This window comes from Streptomyces sp. CNZ287 (assembly GCF_007827615.1).
Genome location: NZ_VISV01000008.1, coordinates 125,963 through 143,109 on the forward strand (window position 1 = coordinate 125,963; position 17,147 = coordinate 143,109).

At 72.7% G+C, this 17,147-nt stretch carries 18 protein-coding genes; 11 read left to right on the forward strand and 7 right to left on the reverse strand.

The genetic code is table 11. From position 1 onward, the window contains the following. Window positions 1–10 precede the first annotated feature (10 nt). The 4 genes from FB457_RS16835 to FB457_RS16850 all read right to left on the reverse strand — a co-directional run bounded on the left by FB457_RS16835 (window position 11) and on the right by FB457_RS16850 (window position 4,274). Window positions 11–1,144, reverse strand: coding sequence for an SDR family oxidoreductase (locus tag FB457_RS16835; protein ID WP_145782306.1), 1,134 nt, complete (start codon window positions 1,142–1,144; stop codon window positions 11–13). Between the two features lie 96 nt (window positions 1,145–1,240). Beyond that, window positions 1,241–1,813 (reverse strand): TetR/AcrR family transcriptional regulator, encoded by a 573-nt coding sequence (locus tag FB457_RS16840; protein ID WP_047016972.1) that lies wholly within the window; start codon window positions 1,811–1,813, stop codon window positions 1,241–1,243. Window positions 1,814–2,028: 215 nt separating this feature from the next. Next, window positions 2,029–3,390, reverse strand: coding sequence for a serine/threonine-protein kinase (locus tag FB457_RS16845; RefSeq protein WP_078898347.1), 1,362 nt, complete (start codon window positions 3,388–3,390; stop codon window positions 2,029–2,031). A 140-nt stretch (window positions 3,391–3,530) separates the two neighbouring features. Further along, window positions 3,531–4,274: a hypothetical protein gene (locus FB457_RS16850; RefSeq protein WP_145782307.1), complete on the reverse strand. Its 744-nt coding sequence runs from the start codon at window positions 4,272–4,274 to the stop codon at window positions 3,531–3,533. 247 nt (window positions 4,275–4,521) lie between these two features. On the opposite strand from FB457_RS16850, the gene FB457_RS16855 reads away from it, so the two are divergent. Further along, entirely contained in the window at window positions 4,522–5,244 is a 723-nt protein-coding gene (locus FB457_RS16855) for an alpha/beta fold hydrolase (RefSeq protein ID WP_047016974.1), read from the forward strand. 197 nt (window positions 5,245–5,441) lie between these two features. Here the strand turns inward: FB457_RS16855 and FB457_RS36185 are convergent, their stop codons facing one another. The 3 genes from FB457_RS36185 to FB457_RS16875 form a co-directional block, all read right to left on the reverse strand. After that, window positions 5,442–5,681 (reverse strand): alkaline phosphatase family protein, encoded by a 240-nt coding sequence (locus tag FB457_RS36185; protein WP_145782308.1) that lies wholly within the window; start codon window positions 5,679–5,681, stop codon window positions 5,442–5,444. Window positions 5,682–5,824: 143 nt separating this feature from the next. Then, entirely contained in the window at window positions 5,825–6,496 is a 672-nt protein-coding gene (locus tag FB457_RS16870) for a GntR family transcriptional regulator (protein ID WP_047016976.1), read from the reverse strand. Continuing rightward, window positions 6,493–7,020, reverse strand: a complete 528-nt coding sequence (locus FB457_RS16875) for a peptide deformylase (protein ID WP_145782310.1) — start codon at window positions 7,018–7,020, stop codon at window positions 6,493–6,495. Before FB457_RS16875 ends, FB457_RS16870 begins: the two co-directional genes overlap by 4 nt. Before the next feature lie 24 nt (window positions 7,021–7,044). Here FB457_RS16875 and FB457_RS16880 point away from each other — a divergent pair, with 24 nt between their 5' ends. The 10 genes from FB457_RS16880 to FB457_RS16925 all read left to right on the forward strand — a co-directional run bounded on the left by FB457_RS16880 (window position 7,045) and on the right by FB457_RS16925 (window position 17,138). Beyond that, window positions 7,045–8,001: a threonine ammonia-lyase gene (locus FB457_RS16880; RefSeq protein WP_047016977.1), complete on the forward strand. Its 957-nt coding sequence runs from the start codon at window positions 7,045–7,047 to the stop codon at window positions 7,999–8,001. Window positions 8,002–8,228: 227 nt separating this feature from the next. Next, entirely contained in the window at window positions 8,229–9,317 is a 1,089-nt protein-coding gene (locus tag FB457_RS16885; protein ID WP_078898349.1) for an exonuclease/endonuclease/phosphatase family protein, read from the forward strand. After that, entirely contained in the window at window positions 9,314–10,249 is a 936-nt protein-coding gene (locus FB457_RS16890; protein WP_145782311.1) for a DUF6772 family protein, read from the forward strand. The genes FB457_RS16885 and FB457_RS16890 overlap by 4 nt, the downstream gene beginning before the upstream one ends. Window positions 10,250–10,256: 7 nt before the next feature. Beyond that, window positions 10,257–10,631 carry a hypothetical protein gene (locus tag FB457_RS16895; RefSeq protein ID WP_145782312.1) on the forward strand — a complete coding sequence of 125 codons (375 nt, stop codon included), beginning with the start codon at window positions 10,257–10,259 and terminating at the stop codon, window positions 10,629–10,631. Window positions 10,632–10,646: 15 nt separating this feature from the next. After that, complete coding sequence (locus tag FB457_RS16900; RefSeq protein WP_047016980.1) at window positions 10,647–12,179, forward strand: ABC transporter substrate-binding protein; 1,533 nt, start codon at window positions 10,647–10,649, stop codon at window positions 12,177–12,179. Window positions 12,180–12,198: 19 nt separating this feature from the next. Beyond that, complete coding sequence (locus FB457_RS16905) at window positions 12,199–13,287, forward strand: LacI family DNA-binding transcriptional regulator (protein ID WP_047016981.1); 1,089 nt, start codon at window positions 12,199–12,201, stop codon at window positions 13,285–13,287. Then, window positions 13,284–14,213 (forward strand): ABC transporter permease, encoded by a 930-nt coding sequence (locus tag FB457_RS16910; RefSeq protein ID WP_253911322.1) that lies wholly within the window; start codon window positions 13,284–13,286, stop codon window positions 14,211–14,213. Before FB457_RS16905 ends, FB457_RS16910 begins: the two co-directional genes overlap by 4 nt. Next, window positions 14,210–15,115: an ABC transporter permease gene (locus FB457_RS16915; protein WP_047016983.1), complete on the forward strand. Its 906-nt coding sequence runs from the start codon at window positions 14,210–14,212 to the stop codon at window positions 15,113–15,115. Before FB457_RS16910 ends, FB457_RS16915 begins: the two co-directional genes overlap by 4 nt. 17 nt (window positions 15,116–15,132) lie before the next feature. Continuing rightward, window positions 15,133–16,137, forward strand: coding sequence for an ABC transporter ATP-binding protein (locus tag FB457_RS16920; RefSeq protein WP_145782313.1), 1,005 nt, complete (start codon window positions 15,133–15,135; stop codon window positions 16,135–16,137). Continuing rightward, window positions 16,134–17,138 carry an oligopeptide/dipeptide ABC transporter ATP-binding protein gene (locus FB457_RS16925; protein ID WP_145782314.1) on the forward strand — a complete coding sequence of 335 codons (1,005 nt, stop codon included), beginning with the start codon at window positions 16,134–16,136 and terminating at the stop codon, window positions 17,136–17,138. The genes FB457_RS16920 and FB457_RS16925 overlap by 4 nt, the downstream gene beginning before the upstream one ends. Window positions 17,139–17,147: the final 9 nt, after the last annotated feature.

Here is a 17,147-nt window from a genome sequence, read left to right on the forward strand (position 1 = left end):
CGGGCCCGGCTCATGGTTCGGCGTGGGTTCGGTCGCCGGCGACGTAGGTGCGGGTGCCGGCGGCCGAGGTCAGTGCGCCGGGCAGCGGTGGCCTGGTGGCGCCGAACCGCTCCGCCACGAGCCGGTCCGCCCAGCGGCGCAGCGCGTCGGCCACAGGTGGATGGCTCAGCCCGGCGGCACCGGCCAGAGTGTCGGCGGACGCGGTGCTGTAGCGGTCGTCGGAGAGGAAGGTCAGCGTCTCGGGCTCGGTGCGGGTCAGCGCGCGGGGCAGCCGGCGTACGAGGCCCACGGGCAGCGTGACGCGCGGGGCGCGGACCCCGAGGTGCCGGGCCAGCAACGCGACCAGCTCCGGCAGTTCGGGGGTCGCCTGGTCGAGGACCCAGTGCGCGTGGAGCATGTCGCGGTCGTGCTCCGGCACGGCGGCCATGAACCGGGCGAGGTAGTCGACGGTGACGACGGGCACGAACGTATTCCGCGAGCCGGCCAGGGCCGGCAGCCGGCCTGTCCAGAGCTTCTCGACCATGTCGGCCAGGCCGATGTACTGTCCCGACTCGCCGGTGCGTGAGTGCCCGATGACGGTGGCGGGGTTGATGAGGGTCAGGGGGACCGCGGTTGCTGCGGCGACGGCCCGCAGTGCGGCGTCGGCCTCGTGCTTGGATGCCTCGTACGCGCCGTAGTGGCGGTAGAGGCGCGCGAGTCGGTCCTCGGGGGCGGGGTAAGGCAGTGGTTCTGCGCCGCTGACGCGGTAGCCGGAGACGTGGACGAGGCGGCGCAGCCGGGGGAGCCGGGCGGCGTGGTGGAGCACGTTGAGGGCGCCGTCGACGTTCACGCGGCGGGCCTTGTCGCGGTCGAGGCCGAAGTGGAAGACGGCGGCGGTGTTGTACACGTCCTGTACGGAGAGCAGCCGCCGGGCGTCGTCGGGGGCGATGCCGAGATCCGGGCGCCTGACGTCGGCTCCGATGACCGTCAGGGCCCGGTCGTCGGCACCGTGCTCGCGTAGCCAGCCGCGCAGTTCCCCCTCCCGCACGGGGGCGTCCCGGACGGTGGCGGCGACCGACCGTCCCCGGGTGAGGAGTTCGGCGGTCAGCCAGCGGCCGATGAGGCCGGTCGCTCCGGCGACGAGGGTGTCGGGTTCGGTGACCATGGCGCTCCTAGTAGACCGATCTGCATATTCTTTGGGCGGGCAGTGTGGGTGAACCGTTCGCCGGCAGGGGGAGGCGGGCGGACCGGTGGTCTGCGGTCAGCCGTCCAGCAGGGCCCGCGCGGTGCGCCGGGCCTGTTCCATCGGCGCCCGGCTGCGCCGGGTGCGGGAGAGGATCAGTGCGCCTTCCGTCAGGGCGAGTAGCGAGCACGCCAGATCCTCGGCGTCGGCCGGGGAGCGGCCGTCCGCGATCAGCCGGTCGGCGAGCACGCGCTGCCACCGGTCGTAGATCTCCGCGCATACCTGCCGCAGTGCGTCGTTGCGGGCGCTGACCTCCAGGGCGACCGTCGCGACCGGGCAGCCCTTGGCGTACGCCGCCTCCTCCATCCGGTCGGCCAGCAGCGACAGCGCCGACTCCATCAGCGACCGGGTGTCGGGGGCGGAGTCCGCCAGATCGGCGAACACGATGGTGATCTCCCGGCCGGAGACGGTCAGGGCCTCGGCGGTCAACTGGTCTTTGCCGCCGGGGAAGTGGTGGTACAGCGAGCCCCGCGGCGCGCTTCCGGCCGCGATCACGTCGTTCAGGCCCGTGCCGTGGTAGCCCCGCGCCTCGACCAGGGTGCGCGCGGCTTCGACGAGCCGGGCCCGGGTCTGTGCTCCCTTGACAGCCATACGATGACGCTAGACCGATCTACATATTTCTGTCCAGTGTCGCGCACGGCATCCCTCCGGGCCGGCCGGAGGCCGTGCCGCACGGCGGTGTTGCCAGGAGACGGGTACGGGCGCCAGGACCCCCCGTTCGCACTCTCCGCACGCCGGTACCGGTACGGCCGGCCTCGCAGGGCGGACGAGACCGTCGCGTGCCGGAACCGCCCGGTCCTCGCCCCTCAGTCCGACTGCATGGCGAGCATGTGGGTTCTGAAGGCGTCGACCGCCGACAGCAGGGCCTCGCGGGGGCTTTCGCCCGCCAGGAGGGTTGGCGACAGCGGCAGCGTTTCGTCCAGGGCCGCGAGGGCGTCGCGGCGGGTGGCCAGCCAGGCGCCGTGGTGGGAGGCGTACGGTTCCATCGCCCGGCGCGACTCCTCGTCCTCCAGGTCGCGTAAGCGGAGCAACTTGTGCTCCTCGTCCTCCAGGATGCGGCCCACCCGGTGGGTGTGCGTGTCCTTGAGGTTCTTCAGGCCCGTCAGCAGGTCCGCGTCCGACGGCGGTGCCGCCGCGATGACGTCCAGGAGGCCCAGGTGGACCTGCACCTGGCTGTGGAGCCGTGCCCGCGCCGCGCGTTCCAGTTCCTCCACGGGGTCCGCCCGCATGACCCGCGTCGGGGGGAGTCGCGGGGCGTACGCCGGGTGGTGGGTGCGGCGGGTGGGGAGGAGTTTCCAGGGGCGGCGCAGCTTGCGGGGGTGGGCCGGGGGCGGTGCGGGGGTATGGGCACGGAGTTCCGCTGCCGCCGCGGCGAGGGTCGTCCGGTCGGCGGGGTTCTTGGTCAGGAGCGCCGTGAGGACCGGGGCCAGCGGGCCCGCGTGGCGGAAAGGCGCCGGGGCGGACGCGGAGACGGCCTGGCGCAGCGTCCACAGGTTCTCGCCGTGGAACGGCAGGTGGCCTTCCACGGCCGCGTACAGCGTGGCGCCGAACGACCACATGTCGGAGGCGGCGGTGGCCGGTTCGCCGTTCAACTGCTCGGGGGAGGCGTATGCGGGCGTGCCCAGCATGCCGCCCGTGGTCGTCAGGCCCGCCGCGCCCTCCGGGCCCGCCGCGTCGGCGATGGCGGCGATGCCGAAGTCGGTGATCACCGCGCGCCGGTCGGTCACCAGGATGTTGTCGGGCTTCAGGTCGCGGTGCACCACGCCCGCCGCGTGCGCCTCGGCCAGCGCGTCGAGGACCTGGACGCCGATCTCCGCCACCCGCGGCACCGGCAGCCGCCCGCGTTCCCGCAGGACGGCGGCGAGGGAGCTGCCGGCGACGAACTCCATCACGATCACCGGGGCGCCGTCGTGCTCCACGACGTCGTACACGGTGGTGATGCCCGGGTGGTTGAGGCGGGCCGCCGCACGGGCCTCGACGATCATGCGCCGTAGCTGCTTCTCCCGCTGCCCCTCCCCGACGTCGGCGGCGAAGAGGATCTCCTTGACCGCGACCCGTCTGTCGAGCAGCTCGTCGCGAGCGCTCCACACCCGGCCCATGCCGCCCTGTCCCACCGGTCGGTCCAACCGGTACCGGCCCGCGATCAGCAGACCGCTCGCCCCAGCCATGCCCCCATCGTAGGCAGTGGTCCCGGGGCCCTCCGGGCCGTCCCGCGGGAAGGACCCCGCCCGGAAGCGGCAGCCGGCGGCGGTACGGGCCCCCCGACCCGTACCGCCGCCGCTTCCCCCGAAGGCGGCGAGGCCGCCCGCTACATGGCCTCGAACTCGATGTCCGAGACCTGGTCCTCCGTCAGCACCGAGTCGGCGGCGGGAGCCTTCGGCTTCACCGGCTCGCCGAACGCCGAGAACGCCAGGTCGACTTCGGCCCCCTCCGGGTCCGTGATGGTCACCGGGTACGGCTTGCCCTCGGCCGCGATCTTCATGCTGGCGCCGTCGCTGGTCTCGGGGTCCTCGTTCACGTAGGGCACGACCGCCACGCCCTTGTGCTTCGTCTCTTCCTTCTGCGTCATCCCGGGGCTGAACGACACGACGCTGTCGGTCTGCTCGGCATACGTGTCGATCTTGCAGAGGTCCGTGATGGCCGACTGGACGTCGGACTTCGGCTCCTCCAGGTACGAGCCCTGGACCTGTTCGATGACCGCGGCGTCGAACATGTACTCGGACTCCAGGTAGGCGGCGTCCGGCTTCATCCGCGCCTTGTCGCCCTGCATGACGAACTCCACGGCACCGTCGTCCGTGGTGGCGCTGCCGACGCAGTTGCCCTTGTCGTCCACCTGCACGTCGATCCGGGCGGGGTCGGCGACGACGATCATCTCGCCGACCGCGTGCACGGACGTGGCGGCGCGCATCGCCTCGACGGCGTCCGTCTGCGCGGGTCCCCCGCTCGCTCCGCCGCCCCCCTCGTCGTCGCTGCCGCAGGCGGTGAACGCCAGCAGCGCTGCCGTCCCGGCCGCCGCGACGGCGACGCGGCGCCCGCGTATGACGTACTTCATCTCGACCTTCGTTCACTCGACTGCTGGGCGCCTCCCGGGGGTTGACCTTGGATCGGCCGGAGGAGGCGCACACGTTACCTGCGGAGCATCGGACAGCCAAAACGTTCCAGCGCACGTGGATCACGGGCGCGCCCCCGCCCGTTCAGTTCGTGCACAATTAACTTGTGCCAAAGGTAAGTGTGCGCTAGCTTTATGAGTGTCGCCGGGGCCTCCCGGCGGCGTGGGAAACCAGCCACGGAGGCTCCTCATGTCGAACCGCAAGCAGCCGACCGTCGTCCTCGTCCACGGCGCGTTCGCCGACGGGTCGAGCTGGAACGGGGTGGTGGACAAGCTGAGGCGCGCGGGATATCCGGTCGTCGCCCCCGCCAACCCGCTGCGCGGCCTGCGCAGCGACGCCGCCTACCTCCGGGACGTACTCGACAGCGTCGAAGGCCCCGTCGTCCTCGCCGGTCACTCCTACGGCGGCTCGGTGATCAGCGAGGCCGCCGCCGGCAACGACAAGGTGAAGGCGCTCGTGTACGTGGCGGCCTTCCTGCCCGACGAGGGCGAGAGCGCCGCGGAGCTGTCCGGAAAGTTCCCCGGCAGCACCCTCGGCGAGACGCTGAAGGAGGTGCCCACCGCGCTGCCCGACGGCGGCGCCGTCACCGACCTCTCCATCGACCAGGACAAGTTCCACGGCCAGTTCGCCGCCGACGTGCCCCCCGTCACCGCGCAGCGGATGGCCGCCACCCAGCGCCCCATCACGAGCGCGGCCCTCGGCGAGGGCGCGGGCGCCGCCGCCTGGCGGACGGTGCCGTCCTGGGCCCTCCTCACCACCGAGGACAAGAACATCCCCGTCGCCGCACAGCGGTTCATGGCGGAGCGCGCCGGGGCCCGTACGGTGACGCTCGACGCGAGCCACGCGGTGACGGTCTCGCGGCCGGACGCGGTGGCCGACCTCATCGAGGAGGCGGCACGGTCGGTCCGCTGACGGCGGCATGACGCCCCGCGAACCGTCCCGCGAACCGTCCCGTGCACCCGCACGCAGCCGCCGCGCGCCGCCCCCGTGCGGCGGCCGGCGCTCATCGCCCTCCCCGCGGTGCCAGTTGTGCGCGGGGAGGAGGGGGGCGTAGGCGCCGTCGGGGAGGTCGTCGGTGAGGCGGAGGGACCAGCGGTGGAGGCGCTGGGTCAGATCCGCCCGGACGTGGCGCAGGCGCGGGTCGTCCCAGCGGTCGTGCAGCTCCATCGGGTCCGCCGCGACGTCGTACAGCTCCGCCTCCCCGTCCACGTGCTGGTAGAGCTTGTACCGGTCGTGCCGCAGGCCCGCCTGAACCGCATGCCGCCGGCGGCGAGGGAGTCGAGGAAGGGCATGGTGTCGAGACCGAACCCCTCGCCCGCGGTGAAGTCGGCACGGAATTGGTCGGTCATGACGAACACGATGTGGGGGGGCGGTAGGGCACGTCACGGCGTCCGTTCCTTTCCGGTGCGCGGTACGGAGAAGGAGAGCGAGAAGGAGGAGTGCTGCCGGCACCATGCGAACGCGCGCCGGACCCCGTCAATGACCGGACGATTTAATCCGGTCCCCCGAGCCAGTCGAGGATCGTGTGCATGCCGTCGTGCCAGTGGGCCTCCAGCAAGGCGGCCGCGTGCCCGAAGTCGCCCGCGGTGAGGGCCGTCAGGACCTTCCGGTGCTCGTGGTCGACCTCCGCGCGGTGCTTCACCTCGCGCATGTACGTGAGCTCGTAGCGGGACAGGTTCGTGCGCAACTGGGTGAGCATGCCCAGCAGGTGGCGGTTGCCGGCCGCGGCGGCGATCGTCGTGTGCCACTCGGTGTCGAGCTGCCAGCGGCGTACCGGGTCGGCGCATTCTTCGAGTTCGCCGAGCGTGGTGCGCAGCCGCTGCGTCGTGGCCGGGTCGAGCGCCGTGATCGTACGGACGGCCAGGGCTTCGAGGGCGGCCAGCACCGGGTACAGCTCGGCGGCGTCGCGGCGGACGAGAGGGCGGACGGTGAAGCCGCGGGCCAGGGCGGACTGGAGGACGCCTTCCGCCTGGAGGCGGAGGAGTGCTTCGCGTACGGGGGTGCGGGAGACCTGGAGGGTGCGGCTGAGGCCGGCCTCGGTGAGGGGGGCGCCCGGGGCGTACTCGCCCGCGGAGATGCGGGCGACGATGCGGAGGTAGACGGCTTCGCGGAGCGGTTCCGCCCGGGTGATGGGCTCGTTCGCGCCTGCGGGGTACGTGGTCATTGCGGGTACGGGCTTTCGTCGCGGTGGCGTTTCTCGAACTCCGAGCGCATGCACAGGGTGCTCGGAGAGATCATCCGGTCGACCGCCATGATGCCGTCCAGGTGGTCGATTTCGTGCTGGAGCAGTTCGCCGAGGTCGCCGTCCGCGCGCAGGCCGTGCCGCTCGCCGTCCGCTGATACGTACTCCACGTCCACCCATGTCGCCCTGCTGACCCGGCAGAAGAACTGCAGGGAGAAGCTGAGGCAGGCGTCCCACGGCTCCCAGGTCTCCGTGGAACGGCCCGTGATCCGGGGGTTGATGAGCGTCCAGGGCCGGTCCAGGTGCAGATGGATCACGCGGCTGTCCACACCGATCTGCGGCGCGGCGATGCCGCGGCCGTAGCCGGTGCGCGCCACCCAGTCGGCCAGGGTGTCCGCGAGGTCGGCGGCGGTTTCCGCGGTCCGGGCCGAGCCCGGCTCCGCGACGTCGGCGGCGGGCAGGCGCAGGGCGGGATCGCCGAGTTGGAGCGTCGATCGTACGGCCATGCGTTCATCGTATACGATGCGCAGATGGTCAAGCCCTTGAAGGTGGAGAACATCGAGGAAGCGGCAAGCCTCATCGATCCCGTCTTCCGCGACAGCCCGTACGTCGAGGACGCCGCCCTGGCCCGCCGGGTGGGCCGGGATCTGGCGCTCAAGCTGGAGACGCTCAACCCGATCCGGTCCTTCAAGGGCCGCGGCGCGGACTACTTCATGCACGAACTGGCCGAGGGGCAGCGGGTGGTCTGCGCCTCGGCGGGCAACTTCGGCCAGGCCGTCGCCTACGCGGGCCGCGCGCGCGGCATCGCGGTCACGGTGTACTGCGCCCGGAACGCGAACCCCGTCAAGGTCGCCAGGATGCGCGACCTCGGCGCCGAAGTGGTCCTGGCCGGAGCCGACTTCGATGCCGCGAAGGACGCCGCGCGGGCGTACGCGGACGGCGCCGCGGACCGCCTCTTCGTCGAGGACGGCGAGGAGCCGCGCATCTCCGAGGGCGCCGGCACCATCGCCGTGGAACTCGCGCCGTTCCCCGGCACCCTGCTCGTACCGGTCGGCAACGGTGCCCTGATCGGCGGCATCGCCTGCTGGGCCAAGGCCCGCGCGCCCCGTACCCGGATCGTGGGCGTCTGCGCGGCGGGCGCCCCCGCGATGGCCGAAAGCTGGCGCCGGAACGCGCCGGTCAGCACCCCCGAGGCCCGGACCATCGCCGACGGGGTCGCCGTCCGGGTGCCCGTGCCCGCGGCCGTCGACAGGATGCGCGGCCTCGTGGACGACGTGGTGCTCGTCGACGACGACCAGATCCGCGAGGCGCTGCGGGCGGTACGCGACACCGTGGGCCTGATCCTGGAGCCCGCCGCCGCCCTCGGCGTCGCCGCCGCACTCCACCACCGCTTCGCGCCCGGCGCCCTGGCGACCGTCGTGACCGGCAGCAACTTCTCGCCCGAACTCCTCGCCGAACTCGCGGAGTTGCCCGCCGGGACCGGCTGACGGCCGGCTGACCCCGGCGGCCCCGCCGCGCCCCCGCCCGCCGCCCCCGCGCCTCGCCGACCCGAGGCCGGGGGCGGCGCCTTGCCGCCGCCCCTTCACCAAGTAGTCGCGTCGGGACCGTTTACTTCCGGCCACGGCATGCGTAGCGTGCTCATCGCAACGCTCACGTTAACGTTCATGTCGAGCCTGGAGCCGAGATGCGTCCCAGATTGCGTGCAATATCCACCGTGGTGGTCCCCGGCGTCGCGATAGCCCTCGCGCTGCTCGGCGGGTCTGCCGCCGCGGCCTCAGACCAGGACGGCCAGGGGCAGAACGGCCGGCCCGGAGCGGCCGGGCGGACCGTGGAGGTCCGGGTCGGCACGTACAACGTGTGCGGCCACGGGTGCCTGCCGACCAAGGCCGAGTGCGAGCGCGTCATCGGCCGCGACTGCGCCACCAAGCTGCGCCCCTGGGCCGAGGGCCGGGCCGCCGACGTCGCCGCGGACATCGACGCGGCCGGACTCGGCGTCGTCGCCACCCAGGAGATCGGCAACAACGCGACGCCCAGCCAGCCCGCCGTCGACGTCGAGTCCTTCCGCGCGCCGCTCACCGCCGCCCTCCAGGAGTACGGCTACGCCGAGGCCCCCGCCGACTACGCCGGCACCCGCCACCCGGAGAAGGGCTACCCGCTCAAGTCCGGCGCCGGCCGCTACACGTACTACGACGCCTCCCGCTACTCCCACCTCGACAAGCGCGGCCGCGAACTCCCCCACGACCTGCTCTGGCTGCCGGACTCCACCGAGATCTACGGCAAGACCATGACCTGGAACGTGCTGCGCGAGAAGAGCTCCGGCGCCCGCTTCGTCGTCGTCGACATGCACCTGGAGTACCGCAAGAACGGCGCCACCGACCCCAACGGCTGGACCAAGAACTGGGACGAGGTCCGCTACGCCGACGCCAGGCGCACCGCCGAGGAGCTGACCCTCCGCAACAAGCACACCCGCAACCTGCCCATCGTCTTCGCCGGCGACATGAACTCCGGCTCCGCCGCCGAGGGCGCCAGCGCCATCGACGCCTTCTCCGACGTCGGCTTCACCGACGCGCTCGCGGTCGCGGACCGCGTCACCGGCGACGCGTACGCCTCGTACAACGGCGGCAAGATCCCGCTGCCCCTCGGCGAGAAGATCGACCACCTCTTCGTCCGGAACGGGACGAAGGTCAGCGAGTGGGTGCAGATCCCGCAGACCACCGCGACCGAGGGGCCGCAGGCCGAACTCCTCCGCTCCGACCACAACCTCTCCTACGCCACCGTCCGCCTCATGAAAGGACACCGGTGACGACCGCATCACACCCCGATCCGCGCCTGCTCGACCCGAAGCTGGCGAAGTTCAACCCGCTGCGCCGCATCCTCGTCCACGACGACTTCAACACCGGGACGCACGGCTGGATCGAGCTGATCGGCAACCACGACCAGCACGGTGATCTCGACACCGTCGACGCGCACATGTCGGACTTCCGGCCGCCGCAGCTCAGCTCCTGCAACTTCTTCGACGTCGGCACGCACGGGGCCATGTCCGGCACGTACGCCCTGAAGGTCGCGACCCGGCCGGTCACGGGGCACACCGGCGTGGCGATCCGGCGGCTGACGATGGCCGGCCGCGGCCGGGTGCAGTTCGAGACGTACTTCGCGTACAAGGCGGAGGCCGCCTCGGCGGAGAACGGCGCCGCGACCGCCGCCGGCGGCGGCCGGTGGGACGCCAACAACCACCCGTCGGAGCAGCAGTTCGGCGCGCTCACCGTCGCGACGGACATCTGCGACGGCGTGCGCTACCACAACGTCGTCCGGTACCAGAACACCGATCCCGACCACGAGGTGCAGCACCGCTGGATGTACCCCACGGTCCCGGAGCCGACCCCCCGCGAGCACTTCGAGGGCAAGGTCAAGCTCCCGCGGACCGCGGACTTCACCGCCCCGGACCCCGCCGACTGGCGGCAGTTCGGCGAGCGGCAGGACCTCTGCTTCAACGAGGTCCCCACCAAGGTCAACTGGCACTATCTGCGCTGGGTCATCGACACCGGCACCCGCAGCAACGTCGAACTCCAGGTGAACGACGTCGTCCACGACATGTCCGACGTGCCCGTACCGCCCTACGACGAGGAGTACGGGTCGCTGCAGAACCTCCTCAACTTCTACGTCTCCGTCCGCACCCACACCGACGTGCGGAACTTCCTGTACCTCGACTCCGTGCTGATCTCGGTGGACTGGTGAGTGCGACATGACCATGCGACAGTCCTTCACCGCCGTCATCGAGCGCAACGCGACCCTGACGGGCGAGTTCACCACCGAGCCGTACGAGGCCGCCTGGGCCCGCGAGGCCCGCTGGTTCGTGCGCGTCCTCGACGCCTCGGGGCGCGCCCCGCGGATGCTCGTACGCACCCAGATATCGCCTGACGGCCTGCACTGGTGCGACCTCGACCGCGGCGCGGAACAGTCCGTCGACCCCGACGACGGGCCGCTGCACAGCTGGCCCGCCGAGGGCTTCGGCGGCTGGCTGCGGCTGCGCGGCACCGTCGTCGACGAACCGGCCGAGGCCACCGGCGACACGGCCTCGTCCCTCAAGGTCCTGATCTACCTGGCACTCAAGTCATGATCCGGAGGTGGTGAGATGACCGGGGCGAGCAGAGCGAGTGGGAGAGGCCCCGCGCGGCGGGACTTCCTGGCGATGGCGGGGCTCGGTGCCACGGCGGTGCTGCTGTCCGGCTGCGGCGTCGGCAGCGCCGCGCCCAGCGGGGCGCTGCGCGCGGCGTTCGGGCAGCCGGTCACGGACCTGGACCCGTACAACGCCGCGACCGCCGTCGACGAGGCGTCGCTGATCGTCAAGCGGCTGGTCTTCGACACCCTCGTACGGCGCGAGGGCGCGGAGCTGGCGCCGGGGCTCGCGACCGGGTGGCGGCGGGAGGGCGACACGAAGTGGGTCTTCACGCTCCGCCGCGGCGCCGTCTTCCACGACGGCAGCGAGGTCACCGCCCGCGACGTGGTCGCGTGCCTGAAGCACACGCAGCAGGTCGCGTCCGCGCAGACCCCGCTGTGGGCGACGGTCGCGGGCGCCGAGGCGCCCGACGACCACACGGTGGTCTTCACCACGGACGGGCCGCTCGGCTCGCTCCCGGTCAACCTCACCCTCCTGTTCATCGTCCCGGCGCGGCTGGTCGCGGACCCAGAGCAGAAGCGGAGCCCCGTCGGCTCCGGTCCGTTCCGGGTCACCGGCTTCACCCCGTCGACCTCCGTGGAACTGGCGCGGTTCGACGACTACTGGGGCGGCCGGGCGGAACTGCCCGCCGTCTCCATGCCGTACATCGCGGAGACCTCGACGGCGATCACCGCCCTGCTGGGCGGCGACATCGACCTGCTCTGGCCGGTGCCGCCGGACCAACTGCCCGAGGTCACCGGGGTCTCCGGGATCACCGTCGAGCCGGTGCCCTCCTGGACGTACTACTTCAACTGGTTCAACTGCGGGCGCGAGCCCTTCAACGACCCCGACGTCCGCCGCGCGCTCTGCCAGGCCGTGAACGTGCCGCAGATCGTGGACTCCCTCTTCGGCCGCGGCGGCAAGCAGATGCGCGCGCCGATACCCGAGACCGTCGCCGGCTTCGCGCCGCAGCGGCCCTGGCCGTACGACCCGGACGAGGCGCGCCGGCTGCTGGCGCGGGCCGGGCTCGGGCGGGGGTTCTCCACCTCGATGATGTGGTTCGACGCCACCGGGCCGCTGTCGCGGGAGCTGGCGCAGGCGCTGATCTCGGCGTGGGCCGGCATCGGCGTCACCGTCGAACCGCAGAGCATCGAGAAGGCGATGTGGCTGGAGCGGCTCAACGGCCTCGACTGGGACATGAACCTCCAGACGAACACCGTGACCACCGGCGACGCCGCCTTCACCATCGGCCGCCTCTACACCTCGGAGGCCAAGCGCCTCGGCTACGCCAACGGGGACCTCGACGCCGTCCTGGCCCGGGCCGCCGGTGCGCCCGAGGGCCCGGAACGCGACGCGCTCTACGGCGAGGCATGCGGGACCATATGGTCGGACGCCGTCGGTCTCTTCCCCGTCACCCTGGTCACCGGGTACGGGCGCGCGAAGGAGCTGACCGGCTTCACCCCCGCCCCGAACAACCAGCCGGACCTCGCCGTGGTGGGGCGCCGATGACCCCGCGCCGGAGGATCCCATGACCCCACGCCGCCGACCCACGCTGCGCGACATCGCCCTGTCGCTCGACCTGTCGGTCAACACCGTCTCCCGGGCGCTCGCCGACAAGGACGCGGTGAGCCCCGAGACCCGCGAGCGGGTCAAGGAGGAGGCGGAACGCCTCGGTTACGTGCCCAACACCATGGCCCGCTCCCTCGTCCTGCGGAACGCCATGACCCTCGGGCTCGTCATCACCAACCCGGCCAACCCCTTCTACGCCCGCCTCATCTCCGCGATCGAGGAGCGCGGCCGCGAACGCGGCTACTCGCTGATGCTCATGGTCACCGAGGACTCCGCGGAGAACGAGCGCCGCGCCGCCGAGGAGCTGATGCGCTGGGGCGTCGACGGCGTGCTGGCCATACCCGTGCAGCACGGCGCGGAGCACTGGAGCCGGCTGCGCAAGTCCGGTACGCCCGTGGTGCTGCTCAACCGGCACCTGCCGGAGCTGGACGCCGACGTCGTGGGCGTCGACTACTACGCCGGTGCGCGCGCGGCGACCGAGCACGTGCTGGACGGCGGGGCGAGGGAGCTGTACCTGGTCGAGGAGGACCTGGAGATCTCGCCGGTCTCGGAGCGTATCCGGGGCTTCCGCGAGACGCTGGCGGCCCGCGGGGTCGCGGCGCCCGACGACGCGGTGGTGCGCGTGGATCCGGCGGCCGCGCCGGAGGGGTTGCCGGTCTCCGGTCCCTTCGACCCCGGGGTGGCGTACGCCGTCGGCGCGGAACTGGCGCGGCGGGCGGGGCCCGGCGCGGTGGTGCTCGCGGGCAACGACTACCACGCGCTCGGCCTCTACCGGGCGTTCACCGAGCGGGGGCTGCGGGTCGGCACCGACATCGGGGTCGTCGGCCACGGCGACCACCCGTTCTCCGCGTACCTCGACCCGGCCCTGACCACGGTCCGGCTGCCCGCGCCCGACGTGGGCCGGGCCGGCGTCGACCGGCTGCTGGAGCGGGTGCAGTCCGGGCCCGACTCCGTCGCGGAGGACACGGATCCGATCCGTACCCTCCTCGCCCCCGAACTCGTCGTACGCGCCTCCGCCGGACCACTGGGAAGAAGAGGTGAGCAATGATGGGCGCGTTCCTCGCCAAACGCCTCGCGCAGGCCGTCGTCGTCGCCTTCGGCGCGCTGACGCTGGTGTTCCTCATCGTGCGCGTCGTGCCGGGCGATCCCGCCAAGCTGATCGTCGGCCCCGACGCCTCCGCCGGACAACTGGAGAGCGTACGGGCCGACTTCGGCCTCGACGACCCGCTGTGGCGGCAGTACGCCGACCACCTCGCCGGCATCGTACGCGGCGACCTCGGCGACTCCTGGCGCCTCGGCGGCTCCGCCCTCAGCAACACCCTGGACCGCTTCCCCGCGACCCTCAGCCTGTCGCTCGCGGCGCTGCTGTTCACCGTCGCCGTCGGGATCCCGCTGGGCATGCTCTGCGCCCGCCGCCCCGGCAAGCTGCTCGACCTGGTGGTCTCCACCGGCTCGCTCGCCGGCCAGGCCATCCCGTCCTTCTGGCTCGGGATCGTCCTGATCCTCGTCTTCGCCCGCCGACTCGACTGGCTGCCCGCGACCGTCGACGGCTCGCCCACCGCGGTGCTGCTGCCGGCCTTCACGCTGTCGCTGCCGTTCATCGGCTGGCTCGCCCGGCTGGTGCGCAGCAGCGCGCTGGAGGAGGGCGCCAAGGACTACGCCCGTACGGCCCGCGCGAAGGGCGTGGGCGAGGGGACGATCCAGTACGTGCACGTCGGCCGCAACATCGCGATCCCGGTCGTGACCGTACTCGGCCTGCTGATGGGCAACTTCATCGCCAACGCGGTCATCATCGAGGTCGTCTTCTCCTGGCCGGGCATCGGCTCGCTGATGGTCGACGCGATCACCAACCGCGACTACGCGGTCGTCGAGGCCGCGATCCTCACGATCACGCTGGCGTACATCGTCCTGAACCTGCTCGTGGACGTCGTCTACTTCGTCATCGATCCCCGCCTCACTCCGGAGGACGCATGAGCGGCACGACCACGGCCGCACCCGCGCAGGCCGTCGACTCCCCGCGTACGGACAAGTCCCGCGGCGACGCCGCGCGGCGGGTGCCGGTGCGCGTGTGGACAGGCGCCGGGGTGCTGGCGCTCTTCGTCCTCGCCGCCCTCGTCGGGCCGCTGCTGCACCCGTACGACCCGGTCGCGACAGACCTGCCGAACCGGCTGCTCTCTCCCGGGGAGCGCACCGACGGCGGTGACATCGCGTGGCTGGGCACCGACCAGATGGGCCGCGACCTGCTCGCCAACCTGCTGGCCGGCGCCCGGATCTCGCTGCTCGTCGCCGCCGCGACCATCCTGGTCGGCGGCGCGGTCGGCCTCGTCGTCGGGCTGGTCTCGGGCTACTTCGGCGGCTGGCCCGACACGATCGCCTCCCGCATCGGCGACATCCAGCTCGCCTTCCCCTCCATCCTGCTGGCGATCCTGCTGGCCGGCGTGCTCGGCCCGAGCGTCACCAACATCGTCATCACGCTGGCGATCACGAGGTGGGTCATCTTCGCCCGCGTCGCCCGCGCCTCGGCGATGGCGACGCGAAAGCTCGGCTTCGTCGACTCGGCGCGGGTGCTGGGGGCGGGACACGTACGCATCATGGTCCGCCACGTGCTGCCGTCCCTGTGGCAGCCGCTGCTGGTCGCCGCGACGGTGCAGGTGGGCCTCGTGATGGTCGCGGAGGCGTCGCTGAGCTTCCTCGGCCTCGGCGTGCCCGTCGACACGTCCTCGTGGGGCGCCACGGTCTCCGTGGGGCGCGACTACCTGGGCTCGGCGTGGTGGATCTCCACGATGCCGGCGGCGGCGCTGGCGCTGGTGGTCACGGCGGTGGGCGTGATCGGGGACGGCTTCCGGGACGTCTCGGACCCGCGGTCGCAGATATGAGCGCAGAGGAGAAGAAGATGCCTGCCACGACCGTGGAGACCTCCGCGGCGGCCCGCCTGCGGGACGTACACATCGCCTTCGGCCCCCGGGAGGTCGTCCGCGGGGTCGACCTCGACCTCGTACCCGGCCGGGTCACCGCCCTGGTGGGGGAGTCGGGCAGCGGCAAGTCGCTGACGTCGCTGGCGCTGATGGGCCTGCTGCCGCCGGGCGCCGCGGTGAGCACGGGGACGGTCGAGATCGACGGCCGGGACACCGCCGGGTTCACCGACGCGCAGTGGCGCGAACTGCGCGGCGCGCAGGTCGCGATGGTCTTCCAGGACCCGATGGCGGCGCTGAACCCGTCGTTCACCATCGGCTGGCAGATCGCCGAAACGCTGCGCCGCCGCGGCACGGGCCGCCGCGCGGCCCGGGAGCGGGCGGTGGAGCTGATGCGGACGGTCGGCATCCCCGACGCGGAGGCCAAGTACGGCGCGTACCCGCACGAGTTCTCGGGCGGCATGCGGCAGCGCGCGGTCATCGCGATGGCGCTCACCCTGGACCCGGCGGTCCTGCTGGCCGACGAGCCGACGACCGCGCTCGACGTCACCGTGCAGGCGCAGATCCTGCGGCTGCTCGCGGCCCGGCAGACGGACGCGGGGATGGCGATGCTGCTCGTCTCGCACGACCTGGGGGTGGTGGCGCGGGTCGCGCAGGACGTGGCGGTGATGTACGCCGGCCGGATCGTGGAGACGGGCGCGCTGGACGACGTGTACACGGCACCGGCGCACCCGTACACGCGCGGCCTGCTGGACGCGGTCCCGGACCCGGCCCGCCCCGGCCGGCTGGTCCCGATCGAGGGCCAGCCGCCGGCGCCGGGCCGGCAGCCGGCGGGCTGCGCGTTCGCGCCACGCTGCCCGTACGCGACGAAGGTGTGCGCCACCGAAGACCCCGCACTGACGGCAGTGGGAGCCGGCCACAGCGCGGCCTGCCACCACAGCGACAAGGTACGAGCCCAGCCCACCGGCGTGGAGGCCGCCTCATGAGCACCGCGCAGACAAGCCCGCAGCAGACGGATGAGCCCCTGCTGCACATCCGCGGCCTGCACGCCGGCTACACGGTCCCCGGCCGCTCCGGCCTCGGCCGCCGCCGCGTCGACGCGGTCGCGGGCGTCGACCTGACGGTACGGCCGGGGCAGACGGTCTGCATCGTCGGCGAGTCCGGCTGCGGCAAGTCGACGCTGGCCCGCTCGGTGGTGGGCCTGCTGGAGCCCTTCGCCGGCTCCGTCTCCTTCGCGGGCCTGGACCTGGCGACGGCGGGCCGCCGGGAGCGCCGGCGGGTGGCGCACGACCTGCAGATGGTGTTCCAGGACCCGTACACGTCGCTGAACCCGCGGATGCGGGTGGCGGAGATCGTCGCGGAGGGCTGGCACATCCACCGGGACGTGGTGGCGCCCGCGGAGCACGCGACGGAGGTGGCGCGGCTCCTGACCCAGGTGGGCCTGGACGCCTCGTACGCGACCCGCCGCCTGCACGAACTCTCCGGCGGCCAGTGCCAGCGGGTGAGCATCGCGCGGGCGCTGGCGCTGCGGCCGAAGCTGATCGTCTGCGACGAGGCGGTCTCGGCGCTGGACGTCTCCGTACGCGCACAGATCCTCAACCTGCTCGCGGACCTCCAGCGGGAGCTGGGGATCGCGTACCTCTTCATCTCCCACGACCTGGACGTGGTCCGGCACATCGCGGACGAGGTGGCGGTGATGTACCTGGGCACGATCGTCGAACGCGGCACCGCCGCCCAGGTCTTCGAGTCCCCCCAGCACCCCTACACCCAGGCCCTCCTCAAGGCGGCCCCCTCGGTCCGCGACCGCCCGGGCGCCGCGAAGGACCTCCCCCTCACCGGCGAGGTCCCGTCCCCCTCCTCCCCGCCCACGGGCTGCCGCTTCCGCACCCGCTGCCCCCTGGCGGCGGACATCTGCGAGTCGGAGGCCCCGGAACTGCGCGTACGGGACGGAGGCGACCACCCGGCGGCATGCCACTTCGCGGGGTGAGGAGGCGGC

Bases quoted from the DNA above. Each gene is read 5' to 3' on its own strand.
- FB457_RS16835 (WP_145782306.1), bottom strand. From the start codon at position 1,144: ATGGTCACCGAACCCGACACCCTCGTCGCCGGAGCGACCGGCCTCATC.
- FB457_RS16920 (WP_145782313.1), top strand. From the start codon at position 15,133: ATGCCTGCCACGACCGTGGAGACCTCCGCGGCGGCCCGCCTGCGGGAC.
- FB457_RS16905 (WP_047016981.1), top strand. From the start codon at position 12,199: ATGACCCCACGCCGCCGACCCACGCTGCGCGACATCGCCCTGTCGCTC.
- FB457_RS16925 (WP_145782314.1), top strand. From the start codon at position 16,134: ATGAGCACCGCGCAGACAAGCCCGCAGCAGACGGATGAGCCCCTGCTG.
- FB457_RS16915 (WP_047016983.1), top strand. From the start codon at position 14,210: ATGAGCGGCACGACCACGGCCGCACCCGCGCAGGCCGTCGACTCCCCG.
- FB457_RS16875 (WP_145782310.1), bottom strand. From the start codon at position 7,020: ATGGCCGTACGATCGACGCTCCAACTCGGCGATCCCGCCCTGCGCCTG.
- FB457_RS16845 (WP_078898347.1), bottom strand. From the start codon at position 3,390: ATGGCTGGGGCGAGCGGTCTGCTGATCGCGGGCCGGTACCGGTTGGAC.
- FB457_RS16880 (WP_047016977.1), top strand. From the start codon at position 7,045: ATGGTCAAGCCCTTGAAGGTGGAGAACATCGAGGAAGCGGCAAGCCTC.
- FB457_RS16895 (WP_145782312.1), top strand. From the start codon at position 10,257: ATGACCATGCGACAGTCCTTCACCGCCGTCATCGAGCGCAACGCGACC.
- FB457_RS16870 (WP_047016976.1), bottom strand. From the start codon at position 6,496: ATGACCACGTACCCCGCAGGCGCGAACGAGCCCATCACCCGGGCGGAA.
- FB457_RS16840 (WP_047016972.1), bottom strand. From the start codon at position 1,813: ATGGCTGTCAAGGGAGCACAGACCCGGGCCCGGCTCGTCGAAGCCGCG.
- FB457_RS16900 (WP_047016980.1), top strand. From the start codon at position 10,647: ATGACCGGGGCGAGCAGAGCGAGTGGGAGAGGCCCCGCGCGGCGGGAC.
- FB457_RS16855 (WP_047016974.1), top strand. From the start codon at position 4,522: ATGTCGAACCGCAAGCAGCCGACCGTCGTCCTCGTCCACGGCGCGTTC.
- FB457_RS16850 (WP_145782307.1), bottom strand. From the start codon at position 4,274: ATGAAGTACGTCATACGCGGGCGCCGCGTCGCCGTCGCGGCGGCCGGG.
- FB457_RS36185 (WP_145782308.1), bottom strand. From the start codon at position 5,681: ATGACCGACCAATTCCGTGCCGACTTCACCGCGGGCGAGGGGTTCGGT.
- FB457_RS16910 (WP_253911322.1), top strand. From the start codon at position 13,284: ATGATGGGCGCGTTCCTCGCCAAACGCCTCGCGCAGGCCGTCGTCGTC.